Source organism: Acinetobacter sp. FDAARGOS_494, assembly GCF_003812225.1.
Classification (GTDB): Bacteria; Pseudomonadota; Gammaproteobacteria; order Pseudomonadales; family Moraxellaceae; genus Acinetobacter; species Acinetobacter baumannii.
In genome coordinates this window covers 765888-782766 of sequence record NZ_CP033866.1, presented here as the reverse complement: position 1 = coordinate 782766, position 16879 = coordinate 765888, and the positions used below count along the sequence as shown (strand labels likewise).

The following is a 16879-nucleotide window of genomic DNA, read 5'->3' as shown; positions in this document are numbered from 1 at the left end:
TGCAGGTATTTACTCTAAATTTCAACCTTAAAAGTATGTTTTTTTATGTCAATTCATCACTGAGTTGCATCGCCTCAGTCAAGGCTTCATGCAGGCGGGCAACAGCAATCACTTGTACGCCCGGAATTGCTTTTTGCGGGGCATTACCTCTTGGTAAGATGACGTATTTAAAGCCATGTTTTGCTGCTTCTTTTAAACGTTCCTGACCATTAGGTACAGGGCGGATTTCACCTGAAAGCCCAACTTCACCAAAAACTGCAAGCTGCTGAGGTAAGGCTTTTGTTCGCAAACTCGAAGCACATGCAAGTAAAACAGCCAAGTCCGAACCTGTTTCGGTAATTTTTAAACCACCTACAATATTGACATACACATCTTGTCCGGTGGTTTGTACACCCCCATGACGATGCATAACAGCAAGCAACATGTTTAAACGGTTTTGTTCAAGACCAAGTGCAACACGTCTTGGTTGTCCTTGAGCATCATCGACTAAAGCCTGAACTTCAACTAAAAGTGGGCGAGTGCCTTCACGGCTAATCATGACAATTGAACCTGGAATGGCTTCGTCATAACGACTTAAGAAAATAGCAGAAGGGTTAGCCACTTCACGTAAGCCTTTATCGGTCATGCCAAATACACCAAGCTCATTGACTGCACCAAAACGGTTTTTCACTGCACGAATCATTCGATAACGTGAGTCTGATTGGCCTTCAAAGTAAAGTACGCAGTCCACCATGTGTTCTAAAACACGAGGACCTGCCAATGCACCTTCTTTGGTCACGTGACCAACAATAAATAGCGCTGTGCCACTATTTTTTGCATAACGGGTTAATAACGCAGCAGATTCACGAATTTGTGAAACCCCACCCGGCGCAGATTGAAGCGTTTCTGTGTAAAGCGTTTGGATAGAGTCCAAAATTGCGACAACAGGACGTTCTTGTTCTAAAACTTCACAAATGCGTTCGACACAAGTTTCAGCCATGACTTTTAACTGGTCTGTTGGTAGGTCAAGGCGTTGGGCGCGTAAGGCAACCTGTGACAGCGATTCCTCACCCGTAATATAAAGTGCAGAACTTTTTGCACTTGCCATGTGAGTTGCTGTTTGTAAAAGAATGGTCGATTTACCAATACCCGGGTCACCACCAATGAGTACTACAGAACCTGTCACCAAGCCACCGCCAAGCACGCGGTCAAATTCGCTAATACCTGTTGGTAAACGGGTTTCATGAGAAACAGAGACTTTATTAAGCGTTGTAATATTGGCGACTTGACCCGCATAACCCCCAACTTTAGGACGTGCACGATGAGCAGTAGTGGGTTCTAGTTTGACTTCATTAAGACAATTCCATTCACCACACTCTGAACATTGACCTGCCCATTTTAGATGATCGGCACCACATTGCTCACAACGGTAAACGGTTTTGACTTTGCTCATATTCGACTTCAGTGAGATAACTTCATAATCATTAAAAGCAGAGTATAGCAAAAAGCCCAATAGAGAACTTAATCGATATGGAATACATTTTGCTTAAGCTTCGGTGAGCAAAATTAAAGAGTAAATGTCATGTTTTAAAAATAGAGAGATAACGTAGTACTCAGTCAAATTTCGAGAAAGTATTAGAAGCTCGAGAGGGAATTGATAGTTAAAAAGTTGATCAATTGATATGGCTTTTTAATTTAAAAATCAAAGTGGTTCAAGTCTTAATTTTAGACTGAAAAGTGCGTTGTATTGCTAGGTTCTTGTGCGTATTATCGGATTTAATTGTATGTATCTTGAAATTATCAGCAATACAGACAAAAATTGGTTAGCTGAAAAGTTGTCAAAAAATATACATTTAAAAGATACCTGCAAATGGTGCGATATCGTCTTTTTGATTTGATTTTAGCTAACGGACTAAAAAAATTACTGGAGTGTATTCATAAAATGTCGAATCAAAATCTGAGCGACCCTCATGAACAAGGTGAGCTCCATCGTAGTCTCTCTAATCGGCATTTACAGCTGATCGCGATTGGTGGTGCCATCGGTACCGGATTATTTATGGGTTCAGGTAAAACTATTAGTCTTGCCGGACCTTCTATCTTATTTATTTATATGATTATTGGTTTGATGGTGTTTTTTGTCATGCGTGCGCTTGGCGAACTTCTTCTGTCAAATTTAACCTATAAATCATTTATTGATTTTTCTACCGATTTAATTGGCCCATGGGCTGGTTACTTCGTGGGTTGGACCTACTGGCTGTGTTGGATCACGATTGGTATCGCCGATCTGTCTGCAATTATTTATTACTTACAGTTCTTCAATAATGGCTTACCTTTCTCGCCTGTTGAAGGCGCAATGATTAGTGTTGCCGCGATTGTGTTCATTATGGGATTGAACTTACTAACAGTTCGATTGTTTGGTGAATTAGAGTTCTGGTTTGCACTTATTAAAATCCTTGCGATTATTATTTTAATTGCAGTGGGTCTGTGGATGATCTTTACAGGCTTTACGTCTACTACAGGTGAAGTCGCTTCATTTACTCATCTTTGGGCAAATGGCGGTTTCTTCCCAACTGGTGTGCATGGCTTCTTGGCCGGTTTCCAGATTGCAATTTTTGCTTTTGTGGGTGTTGAACTTGTGGGAACAACAGCTGCGGAAACTAAAGACCCTGAGCGTAATTTGCCTAAGGCGATTAACTCAATTCCAATCCGTATCATTATTTTCTATGTATTGGCGCTACTCATTGTAATGTCAGTAACACCATGGAACAGAATTGATCCGGCGATCAGCCCATTTGTAAACCTGTTTAGTCAAGCAGGGGTAGCTGCAGCCGCGATTTTGATGAACTTGGTAGTATTGTCATCAGTCATGTCATCCATGAACAGTGGTGTATTCTCAACAAGTCGTATGTTGTTTGGTTTATCTCGTGAAGATCAGGGGCCAAAAGCTTTTGGTAAACTTAACAGACGTGCGGTACCAGCAAATGCATTGTATTTCTCTGCTGCGTGTTTATTGTTAGGTGCAGCATTACAGTATTTTGTACCAAATACAGTTGAAGCATTTACGCTTGCAACAACACTTTCAACGATTCTCTTCATCTGCGTGTGGTTGCTTATTATCTGGAGTTACATCCGTTATTACACCACGCGTCCTGAACTGCATGCCAAATCAACATTTAAATTGCCGGGTGGCTTATTTACATGTTGGATCACGATTATTTTCTTTATTGGTATGATTTACGTATTGTCTTTAGAGCCAGACACTTTTAAAGCGCTTAAAGTCAGCCCAATTTGGTTTGTTATTTTGATCATTGGTTATTTCTTCTTCTATAAACCACGTCATAAAAAATAATTAAATTTATTTGGTTATGATCAAACGCTGGCTGAAAAGCTGGCGTTTTTTATGCATATTGTTTTTCTATTCAAGTTTACTCTTTAGCCGCTTGCCTGATCACGGTATACTGCATCGAATTGTTTAAATCAGGTGCTCAGATGCGTCGTGTCATTTGCCTCATCAGTTTATTGAGCAGCAGTATTTTGCTTAGCGCTTGCGGTCAGTCAGGAGCATTGCAGCTACCTTCTGATCCAAATTATGACAAACGTGCAAAATACTTGCTCTATCGTAATAAAGAACAGAAACAAGTTGTGCAACAAGATGAACAGGCTGAACAGTCAGTCGAATCATCAGCAGCTCAACCACAAACTACATCACCTTAAGCTTTGAAATAAGGACACCTTCATGAGTTTCACCCGCATTAATGGAGTATTGCATGCAGAGCAATGTTCTCTAGAGCAGCTTGCGCAGCAATTTGGCACACCGTTATATGTTTATTCAAAAGCAGCTTTTGAAAAACATTATTTAGATATGGATCGTGCCTTTGACTTTATTGATCATCAAATCTGTTTTGCGGTGAAGTCGAACTCAAATATAGCTGTTCTTAATGTCTTGGCAAAACTTGGTGCGGGTTTTGACATTGTGTCTGGTGGTGAGCTAGCACGTGTTTTAAAAGCAGGTGGCGATGCTTCTAAAATTGTTTTTTCAGGTTTAGGTAAAACTGAAGCTGATATTGAAACGTCATTAAATGTAGGTATTGCCTGTTTTAATGTCGAGTCTTATGCAGAGTTGGACCGTATTCAAAAAGTAGCAGCTCGCCTAGGCAAAAAAGCGCCTATTTCTTTACGTGTAAATCCTGATGTCGATGCAAAAACGCATCCTTATATTTCAACAGGATTAAAAGAAAATAAATTTGGTATTCCAAGTGATGCAGTTTATGAAACCTATCAATATGCTGCATCTTTACCTAACCTTGAAATCGTAGGTATTGATTGCCACATTGGTTCACAGCTCACTGAAACTAAACCATTTGTTGATGCTTTAGACCGTGTCATTGTGATGATTGATGAGTTGAAAAAACTAGGCATTAATCTAAAACATATCGATATCGGTGGTGGTTTAGGGGTTTGTTATAAAGATGAAACACCGCCAAGTGTTGAAGAATATGCAAACTCTATGAAGCCGGCTTTAGAAAAATTAGGCTTGAAAGTTTATATGGAGCCGGGTCGTAGCATCAGTGCAAATGCAGGTGTACTTTTAACCAAAGTTGATTTGCTTAAACCAACGACGCATCGTAACTTCGCGATTATTGATGCAGCAATGAATGATTTAATTCGTCCTGCTTTATATGAAGCTTGGATGGATATTCAACCTGTTGTACCACGTACAGATACCGAAGAAAAAACTTGGGATTTGGTTGGTGCAATTTGTGAGACAGGTGATTTCATTGGTAAAGACCGCTCACTTGCATTACAAGAAAATGACTTGTTGACTGTACTTGGTGCCGGGGCTTATGGTTTTGTCATGAGCTCAAATTACAACACGCGTGGCCGTGCAGCAGAAGTCATGGTATCAGGTGAAAAGAGCTATTTAATTCGTGAACGTGAAACGGTTGAGTCGCTTTGGGAAAAAGAACGTTTATTGCCTGAGGAGTAAATGAGATGTTATTAGAATTTACCAAAATGCATGGTTTAGGCAATGATTTCATGGTGGTTGATCTAATTAGCCAAAGAGCTTATTTAGATACAGCAACAATTCAACGTTTGGCAGACCGACACTTTGGTGTGGGGTTTGATCAGCTTTTAATTGTTGAACCACCAGATGTACCCGAAGCTGATTTTAAATACCGTATTTTCAATGCAGATGGTTCTGAGGTTGAGCAATGTGGTAATGGTGTGCGTTGTTTTGCCCGTTTTGTCCACGAACGTCATTTAACCAATAAAACCAACATTACCGTACAAACCAAAGCGGGTATTGTAAAGCCAGAGCTTGGGCAAAATGGTTGGGTGCGCGTAAATATGGGTTACCCAAAGTTTCTGCCGAATGAAATTCCATTTGTTGCCGAAGAGCCAAAAGCTTTATATACCCTTGAGTTGGCAAATGACCAAAACATTAGTATTGATGTGGTCAACATGGGTAACCCACACGCGGTCACTATAGTTCCAGATGTACTAACCGCGGATGTAGCTGGTATTGGTCCGCAAGTTGAATCACATAAACGTTTCCCTGAGCGCGTTAATGCTGGTTTCATGCAAGTGATTGATGACAAGCATGTTCGCTTACGTGTATTTGAACGTGGTGTGGGTGAAACACTTGCGTGTGGTACAGGAGCTTGTGCTGCTGCGGTAAGTGGCATGCGCCGTGGTCTACTTGCGAACTCTGTAGAAGTTGAACTTGCTGGTGGTAAGCTACAAATTGAATGGCAAGAAGGCGATGTGGTCTGGATGACTGGTCCAACAACTCATGTATATGATGGACGTTTGGATTTACGTTATTTCCAAGGTTAATCGCATGGCCTAAATAGAAGCCTCTTTTCATCAGTTAACGTGATAAAAGAGGCTTTCTTTTATATGTACAATATTTTTTGATTTTATTACCTTTTACTCAACGCCAATTTCAAAGCAAATAGAACAAAAATACTGCCCGTAATTCGGTCCATATATTTTACAAACTTGGGTTGCTTTAGATAGCGCGAAAGTGGCTGCATAGCCAGAATTAATAGACTTGACCATAACACGCCAATCACCACATGAATCATTACTAGCCCCATCACCCAAGTAACAGCCGATGCTTGCGCTGGAATGAACTGGGGAAGAAATGAAATATAAAAAATGCCAACTTTTGGATTGAGCAAGTTGCCAAAGAAACCTTTAATAAACCAATTCTCTGAAGTAGAGCGATTTGAATGATTGTCTTGTATATCTGCGAGCTGACTACGAGGTTTTAAAATCATATTTAAACCCAGCCATGCTAAATAAGCGGCGCCCATCCATTTCAATATATTGAATGCTAAGTCAGATGCCATCAGTAGGGCACCTAGACCGCATGCCACGACAATGCCCCAAGCAATACAGCCAAGACTAATTCCAAGAGCTGCTTGAAACGCTTTAGACTTTCCTTCAAGTGTTGCAGTACGAATAATTAAAGTTGTATCTAAACCAGGGGTAAGGGTAAGTAAAGTAATGGCAATTAAATAAGGAATGAGTATGGTGGTCATGGTGTAAGGTCCAACGGATACTTGGTATAAATTGTAATATATAAGTTAGATTCATTATGCTGTGCGATATCAAATTTTCCTGATTAAATAGTTTTTGGTACACTCAAAAAAATGGGCAAATAAATGGAGAGCAATTTGGATTTTGCATTACAACTGCTCTCAATGTGGTTAAAAGAAAGAAAAATTCAAAACCAGTCTGAGCATACAATTACTGCTTATGAGCGAGATGTTAAAAGCTTCCTTGAGTTTTGTGAGCTTAAAAAAGTTGATTTAAGAAATGTTGAAGCTTCAGATTTACGTGAATATTTGGCTCAACGTGTCGAACAGGACCAGTTAAGTTCAAGTAGCATGCAACGTCATCTTACTTCTATTCGTCAGTTTATGAAGTGGGCTGAACAGGGCAAATACCTAGAAATTAATCCTACTGACGATTTTAAATTGAAACGTCAGCCTAGACCTTTACCGGGCATGATTGACATAGAAACGGTTAATCAAATTTTAGATCAACCCATGCCTGAAAAACCAGTTGATCAGCAGCTTTGGTTAAGAGATAAAGCCATGTTGGAACTACTGTACTCAAGTGGTTTACGGCTCGCTGAACTGCAAGGCTTAACGATTAAAGATATTGATTTTAATCGTCAACTCGTTCGTATTACAGGTAAAGGAAATAAAACCCGTATTGTACCGTTTGGGAAAAAGGCAAAAGAAAGCTTATTGAATTGGCTAAAAATTTATAATATCTGGAAAGGCCATTTTGACCAAAATGCTTCCGTTTTCATTTCACAGCGAGGCGGTGCATTAACCCCTAGGCAAATTGAAAAGCGTGTAAAACTTCAGGCACAAAGAGCGGGTGTAAATGTCGACTTACACCCACATTTACTTCGACATTGTTTTGCTAGTCATATGTTATCAAGTAGTGGTGATTTACGCTCAGTTCAAGAAATGTTAGGTCATAGCAATTTATCGACTACTCAAATTTATACACATATTGATTTTGATCATTTGGCCCAAGTGTACGATCAGGCCCATCCACGAGCCACTAAGCATTAAGCCGCTTTAACTGGAATAAAAAGCAGAATGTAGAGATCATTTGTATTTTTTTACAAATTTGTTTAAAAGAAATCGATGAAATTACCCAATTGACCATTTTGATCTTTGCACATTTTGTCGGCATATATAGTCTAAAAACTATAAATTTTGACTCATTTTTGAGAGTCTTATCCCTCTGACTAATAAGGTAAATAAGATAAAAAGATAATAAAAATCAATGTATAAAATAGACTTTAAAAAGAATAAAATAGGAGTTAGATATGTATAAAATTTTTTTTATGAACTGATGATTTCATTTTTTTTGCCCCGTTCCAGAAAATTGTGACTTGACCGAAATGCCAAACACATTGCAAGATAGGGTACCTAAAAAATTTTAATCGAAGAGTTAATATACTTTTCTCAACATTTACTTTTGCTAGAACAGCCGAGGATTACATGAAGGCTCTTGTTGCTGTAAAACGTGTGGTTGATGCCAACGTTAAAGTTCGTGTTAAGCCGGACAATAGTGGGGTTGACCTTACCAACGTTAAAATGTCAATTAACCCATTTTGTGAAATCGCAGTGGAAGAAGCGGTTCGCTTAAAAGAAAAAGGAACAGTATCAGAAATCGTTGTTGTTTCTATTGGTCCTAAAGAAGCTCAAGAACAAATCCGTTCTGCAATGGCTTTGGGTGCAGACCGCGGTATTTTAGTTGAAACTACTGACGAAATTGGCGCTCTAGAAGTTGCTAAAATCTTAAAAGGTGTTGTTGACGCTGAAAAACCAGAACTTATCCTTCTTGGCAAACAAGCAATTGATGATGACTCTAACCAAGTAGGTCAAATGCTTGGTGCATTATTGGGCGCTGGTCAAGGTACGTTTGCTTCTGAAGTGAAAGTGGATGGCGGTAAAGTACAAGTGACTCGTGAAATCGACGGTGGTTTACAAACTGTTGAACTTGCACTTCCTGCAATCATTACAACTGACTTGCGTTTAAACGAGCCACGTTATGCTGCATTGCCTAACATCATGAAAGCTCGTAAAAAACCGCTTGATACTAAATCTCCTGCTGATTACGGTGTAACAGCTGGTACGAAGCTTAAAACGATTAAAGTTGAAGCGCCTGCAGAACGTAAAGCTGGTGTACAAGTGAAATCTGTAGATGAGCTTGTTGAAAAATTGAAAAATGAAGCGAAAGTGATCTAATACGGAAGGATAAAATCATGAGTATTTTAGTTATCGCTGATCACAACAACCAGACACTTAACGGTGCTACTTTAAACGTTGTTGCTGCAGCTCAAAAAATCGGTGGTGATATTACTGTATTAGTTGCTGGTTCAGGCGCTCAAGCAGTTGCTGACGCTGCTGCTAAAGTTGCTGGTGTGAGCAAAGTATTACTTGCTGACAACGCTGCTTATGCAAACCAATTAGCTGAAAACGTAGCTGGCTTAGTTGCTGACTTGGCTAAAGGTTACAAATACGTTTTAGCTGCTTCTACAACTACTGGTAAGAACATTCTTCCACGTGTTGCTGCGCTTCTTGATGTAAGCATGATCACAGACATTATTTCTGTTGAATCGGCTAACACATTCAAGCGTCCAATTTACGCTGGTAACGCAATTGCAACTGTTCAATCTGACGAAGCAATCATTGTTGGTACTGTTCGTGGTACAGCATTTGATCCAGTTGCTGCGGAAGGTGGTTCAGCTGCTGTTGAAACAGTTGGCGAAGTAAAAGATGCTGGTGTTTCTAAGTTTGTATCTGAAGAAATCGTTAAACTTGATCGTCCAGAATTAACAGCTGCTCGTATTGTTGTATCTGGTGGTCGTGGTGTAGGTTCTGGTGAGAACTACCACAAAGTACTTGACCCATTAGCTGACAAGCTTGGTGCAGCACAAGGTGCTTCACGTGCAGCAGTTGATGCAGGCTTCGTACCTAACGACTTCCAAGTTGGTCAAACTGGTAAAATCGTTGCACCTGAGCTTTACATTGCTGTAGGTATTTCTGGTGCGATCCAGCACTTGGCTGGTATGAAAGATTCTAAAGTTATTGTTGCTATCAACAAAGACGAAGAAGCACCAATCAACAGCGTTGCTGACTACTGGTTAGTTGGTGATTTGAACGCTGTAGTACCAGAGTTGGTATCTAAGCTTTAATCTTTATTGATTAAAGTTAAAAACCCCTAGTTTTGAACTAGGGGTTTTTTGTTTTAGAGTCTGAAGTTAGAAGTAAAAATTAGAAAATTTAAGCTTTGGATGTTTGATTTTTATAAAATAAAATTCACATAGTTTTGATTAGGCATGAAGATAATGATTGCAGCTAAAAGAGTAGAATAATATGCAATTAAATTATACAAATATCACCAGATTGGCAGTGTAGATTCCGCACATTACAGAGCGCTTTTATGCTATAGTATACAGCTATATTTTTTTCGATTTTAGTTCACTTTCCGGAACTAAATTTTTTGCAAGATCAAGACATATAAACGGATAGAAATATCTATCTGTAAGAAGGAGTATGCATGAGCGTATCGGAAATCCGACCGATTGCCATTGAGGACGAACTCAAGCATTCATATTTAGATTACGCGATGAGTGTAATTGTATCTCGTGCATTGCCGGATGTGAGAGACGGTCTTAAACCTGTTCACCGTCGTGTGCTTTATGCCATGCACGAATTGGGCAATGACTATAACAAAGCCTACAAGAAATCTGCTCGTGTCGTTGGGGACGTAATCGGTAAATATCACCCGCATGGTGACTTAGCTGTTTATGAAACCATTGTTCGTATGGCTCAAGACTTTAGCTTACGTTATTTATTGGTTGATGGTCAGGGTAACTTCGGTTCGATCGATGGTGATAGCGCTGCGGCAATGCGTTATACCGAAGTCCGTATGACTAAGCTGGCACATGAGCTTCTTGCAGATTTAGAAAAAGACACAGTTGACTGGGAAGATAACTACGACGGTTCGGAACGTATCCCTGAAGTACTTCCGACACGTGTTCCAAACTTGTTAATTAACGGTGCTGCTGGTATTGCTGTAGGTATGGCAACTAACATGGCACCACACAACATGACAGAAGTTGTGAATGCTTGTTTGGCTTATGCTGACAATCCGAATATCTCGATTGAAGGATTGATGGAATACATTACCGGCCCTGACTTCCCTACAGGCGGTATTATTTACGGTAAATCAGGTATTGTTGATGCCTACCGTACCGGTAAAGGTCGTTTACACATTCGTGGTAAATACCATTTCGAAGAAGATGAAAAGACAGGTCGTACAACCATCGTCTTTACTGAAATTCCATATCAAGTAAACAAAGCAAGAGTTATTGAACGTATTGCCGAGTTAGTAAAAGAGAAAAAGCTTGAAGGTATTTCAGAACTTCGTGATGAGTCTGATAAAGAAGGTATGCGTATTGCAATTGACTTGAAACGCGGTGAAAACGCAGAAGTCGTTGTAAATAACTTATTCTTAAATACCCAGCTTGAAAACTCATTCAGCATCAACATGGTTTGTCTAGACAATGGACAACCAAAATTGATGAATCTAAAAGATATTATTGCGGCATTTATTCGTCACCGCCAAGAAGTTGTGACACGCCGTACCATGTTCGAATTACGTAAAGCACGTGAACGTGGGCATATCTTGGAAGGCTTGACAGTTGCTTTAGCCAATATTGATGAAATTATTGAAACCATCAAAACTTCTGCAAACCCTGCTGAAGCGCGTGAGCGTTTACTTGCGGGTGAGTGGGCAGGTGGTGGCGTTGTTGCACTACTTGAAAAAGCTGGTGCAATTTCTGTTCGCCCAGATGAAATTGAAGGTGAAGATCCAAATCGTCCATTTGGTTTAAGTGATTCAATTTATCGTCTGTCACCAACACAAGTAGGCGCAATTTTAGAATTACGTTTACACCGTTTAACTGGTCTTGAACAAGACAAGTTACATGCGGAATATACTGAAATTTTAGGTCAAATTGCTGAACTTACTGCAATTTTAAATGACTTTAACTTGTTAATGGGTGTTATTCGCGAAGAGTTGGCACAAGTTTTACAACAATATGGTGATGCACGTCGTACCGAAATTGTTGAATCTCGTGTGGATTTCTGCCGTGAAGATTTGATTCCTGAAGAGCAAGTGGTATTAACTGTTTCACAAACGGGTTATGCAAAAACTCAACCACTTTCAGACTATCAGGCACAGCGCCGTGGTGGACGTGGTAAGTCTGCGACTTCAATGAAAGATGATGACTTTATTCAACATCTGATTGTGGCATCGAACCATGCGACCGTACTTTGCTTTACCAACGTGGGTAAAGTGTACCGTCTGAAAGTTTTTGAAGTTCCTCAAGCATCACGTGGGGCAAAAGGCCGTCCAATCGTGAATTTGTTACCACTAGATGCAACAGAAACCGTAACCGCAATCTTGCCGTTAACCGAGTTCCCGGAAAACCACTATGTGTTTATGGCGACAGCTTCTGGTACGGTTAAGCGTGTTGAGTTAGAACAATTTGCAAACATTCGTTCAAATGGTCTACGTGCTATTGAACTTAATGAAGAAGATACCTTAATTGGTGTTGCGATTACTGATGGTAATCAGCAAATCATGTTGTTCTCTAACGAAGGTAAAGCAATTCGTTTTGCTGAAACTGACGTACGTGCAATGGGTCGTACAGCGAAAGGTGTACGTGGTATGCGTGTAAGCTTTGCAAGCAGCACCTTAAGTGAAGAAGATGCAGATGTTGAAAATGATGATTCAGATGATAATGATGATTCAGCAGATTCAAGTCTAGTAAGTCGCATCGTATCGCTTGTTGTTGTACCTGAGACAGGCGAAGTACTGTGCGCGAGTGCCAACGGTTATGGTAAACGTACTCCAGTAAATGACTTCCCGACCAAGAAACGTGGTGGTAAGGGTGTTATTGCGATCAAGACAAGTGAACGTAACGGTGAGCTAGTTGGTGCAGTTTCTATTGATGAAACCAAAGAGTTATTATTAATTTCTGATGGTGGTACGCTTGTTCGTACGCGTGCTGCAGAAGTTGCAATGACAGGCCGTAATGCTCAAGGTGTTCGTCTGATCCGTTTAAGCGAAGAAGAAACGCTCGTTGGCGTAGTTTCAATTGAAGCTGTAGAAGACGAAGAAGAACTTCTTGAAGGTGAAGTAGATACGACTGAAACTGATAGCGAAGAAGCTGTATCTAATAATGAAGATACTTCTGAAGAGTAAAACGTTTTAAAATAAAAAAAGGAAGCTTCGGCTTCCTTTTTTATTTCTGGTTTATTTCGAGGGATGGAAAATAAACACATCATAGTTTCTGTAATGCAAAGTTTTTACTGACGGGTCTTTAGTTGCAAAATTATGAGGTTGACTTATCACGATCAGATCTTGTTTTTGCATTAGAGCATCTTGAAGCTGCTGTTCGCTCCACAAGTACTTTTTGAGTTGCGGTTCAAATAACAAACCATCTTTAATTTCTAAAGAGGCACTATCTGAATGTACAGTATCCCATTGGTTTACGATATAAACGGGCTGCTTAAGTTTTAAAAGGAATGGAACATCATAGAAATAATAATTGTAGAAAACGATTTTTGTAGATGGGGCAATGTACTCAGCAAAATCTGTTTGGCCTACATTGTTTTTGGTATCTAAAATACGAACAGCAAATGGGACTGCACTACATAGAACAATTAAACTTATAAAAATATAGGTCAAATATTTCAATTTCTGTTTTTTATATAGCCCAACTAACACAAGTGGAAGCACAATTAATAAGGCACCAATGAGATAAATAAATATGGCTTGGTTTTGGAAAAAAGGCTGATGTGCACGAATAAAATGTGGTGTTGCACTAACGCCAATTCCAACAAGTATAGTAAATACAGGAATACCCCAAGTCTGCAATCTGGTTTTATTACTGCTTTCAAGAACCTTATTCATCACAAGCGCGAAGAAAATGGCAAGAGGCGGAACAGCAGGTAAAATATAGCCTGCTAGCTTAGAAGGCGGAATAGAGAAGAAAACCGTAACAGAAACAAACCACCATACAAATAGGGCAAGTAAAGAGCATGATTTATAATCTTTAAAAATGGTTTTTATAGACGTAAATCTACTCGCAAAAAGCCATGGTAAAAAACTGACAAATAAAATAATCAGATAAAAACACCATGGCTGTTTGTTATTAAACTCTTTTGAACTAAAACGATTAAATTGTTGATCAATAAAAAAATAGTGTAAAAATTGAGGATATTTACTTTGTACTAAGTAGAGCCACGGACTAACGATGAGTAGAAATAACAAGATAGCCAATGGATTAAGAAGAGAAGGTATTTTCTTCCATTGCTTGGTGTAAATTAACCACGGTAAAAGAATCATCCCGGGAATTAAAATCCCAATTAAACCTTTGCTTAAGAAGGCTGCTGCACCAGCGATATAACCTAAAAATAAAATAGATTTCTGTGCAGAAATGGTGAAGTCAACAAAACATAAAACACTAATGGTGATCCAAGAGGCGAGCAGTAAATCATGGTTAATATATTGGCTACTACCAAAAAAAAGCAGGTTAGTGGCTAAAATAATAACGGTAAGTTGTGCAACGCTTTCTGAAATATGCTTTTTTACGAATAAAAATAATCCCACTAACATGAGGGTACCAGCCAAAACAGGTACTAAACGTAACACCCATACATGCACACCAAAAAGCTCCATAAACATAGAACTTAACCAATGTAGTAAAGGAGGCTTATGCATGAAAGGTAAGCCATCGATTCGTGGAGTTAACCAGTCTCCAGATTCGAACATGGTACGGCTAATATCTCCATAGCGACCTTCATCTGGTACAGATAAGGGTCTAATCCAAGACAAAACAAATAGCCAAATCGGTAAGAATATTAATAAAAATTTGGAACTACGAAGCCATTGCTGCATACATAATCCTTAATGTTGGAATGCAAAAAAACGGTTAAGTAAAAAAGTCACCATAGATGTCAGAACAATTGCAGTACACACTAAGGTTGAAACAGGTACGTTAAAATAGAGGTTTGAAAGTAAAAGAAAACTTTCATTAAATAAAAAACCTAAGCCAGCAACCAACGTGAATTTTGGGAGAGTCTGCCGATGCGTAAGATGTTGCGCTTTAAACGTAAAAACGCGGTGCCCAAAATAGCTCACCCAATAGGCGAGAAGAAAAGCCAATAAATTGGCATATTGCAGTGCAACATGTTTCTTAAATAGAAGCATGGCTACACTATAATGAGTAAGTGCTGCTGCGGTCCCTGTAGTAGTAAACCGTGCAAGCTGAAGAATATGAGTAAACATTAGAAACTAGAGAACGTATTTTCTTGGTGGGTGATTGAATGTTCCTGCTTAGTACGAGAATGTTCGGTAGAAATAATATATTTTGGGCGGTTTTTAACTTCAGCATAAATGCGGCCAATGTATTCACCTAAAATTCCTATGAATAACAATTGAATGCCACCTAATAGCGTCATACCTGCCGCAAGTGTTGCCCAGCCTGGAATGGAAATTCCCTCAATCAAAGTTTTAATGATAATCCATACGCCGTAGCTCATCGCACCTAAGGCTAGAATTGCACCTAAGTAAATACATACGCGTAAAGGTAAATCAGAAAAACCCGTTAAACCTGACATGGCTAAGTTAAAAAGAGATTTTAAGTTGAAGCTAGAACGGCCATGTTGACGTTCTTGCTCAGAAAAATTAATGCCTATACTTTTAAAGCCAACCCAAGCATATAGGCCTTTCATATAACGATTTTTTTCTGGTAACTGTTTGATGGCTTCAACAACTCTTGCATCAAGAAGTCGGAAATCTCCAGCACTTTCTGGAATATCAATAGGTGAACTTAAGTTTAAAATACGGTAATAAGCTTGGGTTAAAACACGTTTAAGCCATGATTCGGTTGTACGATTACGAATACCATAGACCATGTCATAACCATTTTTCCAAAGATTAATCATGGTTGGAATTGCTTCAAATGGATGTTGAAAATCAGCATCAATCAGTAGAGCAACTTCACCAGTCACATGGTCTAAACCGGCACTTAAAGCTGCTTCTTTGCCAAAGTTCCGTGAAAGCTCCAGCACAACTAAAGGATAATCCTCAATCATTGTTTGTAAAATTGGAATGGTATCGTCTTTACTTCCATCATCTACCACAATAATTTCATAGCTAAGATTTTGCTGTTTTAGACTATTTGCTAAAGCAGGAATAAAGGTTTTTAAATTCTCTGCTTCGTTGTAGGCTGGAACAACGCAGGATAAAAAGGGTTTTATATTCATTGCATTGCCCCTAGTCTGGTGAGCTGGATACCGTATTGTTGACAATCAAGTTGGAACTGATCCGAACTGAAGTATTGATATTCTTGAATTCGGGCGTGTTGAATTGGATCTTGATCCTTTGATTGTGCAAGTGCTGGATGGCACATAATCAGTAAATGGTCTTTTGCATTCGCAAGCCAATATTGATTGAGTTGGCCATAATTGGTCAGTTTGAAATCATAGATGCCAGCAAATTGGCCATTTTGATTAAAGTGATATGTCTGGCAAGCTTTTGCCAAAGAGTTAGAACCTAATGCTGAGAGCATACGAGTTTTAAAACGGTAATGAGGGGGATTGATCGGCTGTTGTAAATTTCGAATCCAACCCGTAAATTTTTTCTCTTTTAGTAATTGCAGCAAAATATCACGTATAAATGGAAATTGATGAATATGTTGATGACCATCTATAAAGTCAGGTTGTTTTCCTAATACTGAAACAAATAAGTCCCATTGCTCCTCAATACATTGAGTGATTAATTCGCGATTAAGACTTGCAGACCATGCTCGGACTATAAGCATAGGTAAGGGAAAAACCAGATTACCCGAAGCGAAAGTATGGGTAAGATTTAAATGTAAACCGATATCAACTCGATCACTAAACGGTTTTAATTTGGCAGCAGCAGTTTCCCATAAATCAGATTGGGTCATACATGAGGTGGCTTGAAGCGCACCTTGTTCAATAAGTTGAATAATTGCGTCAGATATTTCTGCATTCATTGCAAAGTCATCTGCGCAATAGCACACCTTTGCCATATCTAAATTCCACCATAGGGCAGGGTTACAGAATTATTCTGCTTAGCTGCTGAAAAACTATACGTTTTTAATATGGAGAAATTTCCTTAATTCCAACTTAAAGTTTTCTTAAGGTTTTATGACAATTGATGTAAATTAATTATTTGAATTTATTTAATTTTTTATAAAATTTAAGTCAATTTTTTTAAGAAATAAGCTTTAACTATAAGATTTTATAGTAAATAAAAA

General features: G+C 39.0%; 14 protein-coding genes. 8 read left to right on the top strand and 6 right to left on the bottom strand.

Going from position 1 to position 16879, the window contains the following annotated elements; all coding sequences use genetic code 11:
* Positions 1-43: 43 nt before the first annotated feature.
* Positions 44-1432, bottom strand: coding sequence for a DNA repair protein RadA (radA, locus tag EG365_RS03930; protein ID WP_000048860.1), 1389 nt, complete (start codon positions 1430-1432; stop codon positions 44-46).
* A gap of 489 nt (positions 1433-1921) precedes the next feature.
* Here radA and EG365_RS03925 point away from each other — a divergent pair, with 489 nt between their 5' ends.
* The 4 genes from EG365_RS03925 (at position 1922) to dapF (ending at position 5817) form a co-directional block, all read left to right on the top strand.
* Positions 1922-3328, top strand: a complete 1407-nt coding sequence (locus EG365_RS03925; RefSeq protein WP_000070815.1) for an amino acid permease — start codon at positions 1922-1924, stop codon at positions 3326-3328.
* Positions 3329-3468: 140 nt separating this feature from the next.
* Positions 3469-3693: an LPS translocon maturation chaperone LptM gene (lptM, locus tag EG365_RS03920; protein ID WP_001255198.1), complete on the top strand. Its 225-nt coding sequence runs from the start codon at positions 3469-3471 to the stop codon at positions 3691-3693.
* Between the two features lie 22 nt (positions 3694-3715).
* On the top strand, positions 3716-4966 hold the full coding sequence (gene lysA / locus EG365_RS03915; RefSeq protein ID WP_000011145.1) for a diaminopimelate decarboxylase: 1251 nt from the start codon (positions 3716-3718) through the stop codon (positions 4964-4966).
* Between the two features lie 5 nt (positions 4967-4971).
* On the top strand, positions 4972-5817 hold the full coding sequence (gene dapF, locus EG365_RS03910; RefSeq protein WP_000923487.1) for a diaminopimelate epimerase: 846 nt from the start codon (positions 4972-4974) through the stop codon (positions 5815-5817).
* Positions 5818-5903: 86 nt separating this feature from the next.
* On the opposite strand, the gene EG365_RS03905 is transcribed toward dapF, so the two are convergent.
* Entirely contained in the window at positions 5904-6527 is a 624-nt protein-coding gene (locus tag EG365_RS03905) for a LysE family translocator (RefSeq protein WP_000207641.1), read from the bottom strand.
* 162 nt (positions 6528-6689) lie between these two features.
* On the opposite strand from EG365_RS03905, the gene xerA reads away from it, so the two are divergent.
* From xerA to gyrA, 4 genes are all read left to right on the top strand, one after another.
* Entirely contained in the window at positions 6690-7577 is an 888-nt protein-coding gene (gene xerA / locus EG365_RS03900) for a site-specific tyrosine recombinase/integron integrase (protein WP_002000102.1), read from the top strand.
* A gap of 435 nt (positions 7578-8012) precedes the next feature.
* On the top strand, positions 8013-8762 hold the full coding sequence (locus EG365_RS03895) for an electron transfer flavoprotein subunit beta/FixA family protein (protein WP_000646179.1): 750 nt from the start codon (positions 8013-8015) through the stop codon (positions 8760-8762).
* A 17-nt stretch (positions 8763-8779) separates the two neighbouring features.
* Positions 8780-9712 (top strand): electron transfer flavoprotein subunit alpha/FixB family protein, encoded by a 933-nt coding sequence (locus tag EG365_RS03890; protein ID WP_000025985.1) that lies wholly within the window; start codon positions 8780-8782, stop codon positions 9710-9712.
* A gap of 365 nt (positions 9713-10077) precedes the next feature.
* A complete protein-coding gene (gyrA, locus tag EG365_RS03885; RefSeq protein ID WP_000116444.1) occupies positions 10078-12792 on the top strand; it encodes a DNA gyrase subunit A in 2715 nt (904 codons plus the stop codon).
* Between the two features lie 51 nt (positions 12793-12843).
* Here the strand turns inward: gyrA and EG365_RS03880 are convergent, their stop codons facing one another.
* Genes EG365_RS03880 through EG365_RS03865 form a run of 4 tightly spaced genes read right to left on the bottom strand, consistent with a single transcriptional unit; the run spans position 12844 to position 16651 of the window.
* Positions 12844-14490: an ArnT family glycosyltransferase gene (locus EG365_RS03880; protein ID WP_001188108.1), complete on the bottom strand. Its 1647-nt coding sequence runs from the start codon at positions 14488-14490 to the stop codon at positions 12844-12846.
* Positions 14491-14499: 9 nt separating this feature from the next.
* Positions 14500-14880, bottom strand: coding sequence for a GtrA family protein (locus EG365_RS03875; protein ID WP_000494036.1), 381 nt, complete (start codon positions 14878-14880; stop codon positions 14500-14502).
* On the bottom strand, positions 14880-15860 hold the full coding sequence (locus EG365_RS03870; RefSeq protein WP_001022410.1) for a glycosyltransferase family 2 protein: 981 nt from the start codon (positions 15858-15860) through the stop codon (positions 14880-14882). The genes EG365_RS03875 and EG365_RS03870 overlap by 1 nt, the downstream gene beginning before the upstream one ends.
* Entirely contained in the window at positions 15857-16651 is a 795-nt protein-coding gene (locus EG365_RS03865; RefSeq protein WP_001140944.1) for a ChbG/HpnK family deacetylase, read from the bottom strand. Before EG365_RS03865 ends, EG365_RS03870 begins: the two co-directional genes overlap by 4 nt.
* Positions 16652-16879: the final 228 nt, after the last annotated feature.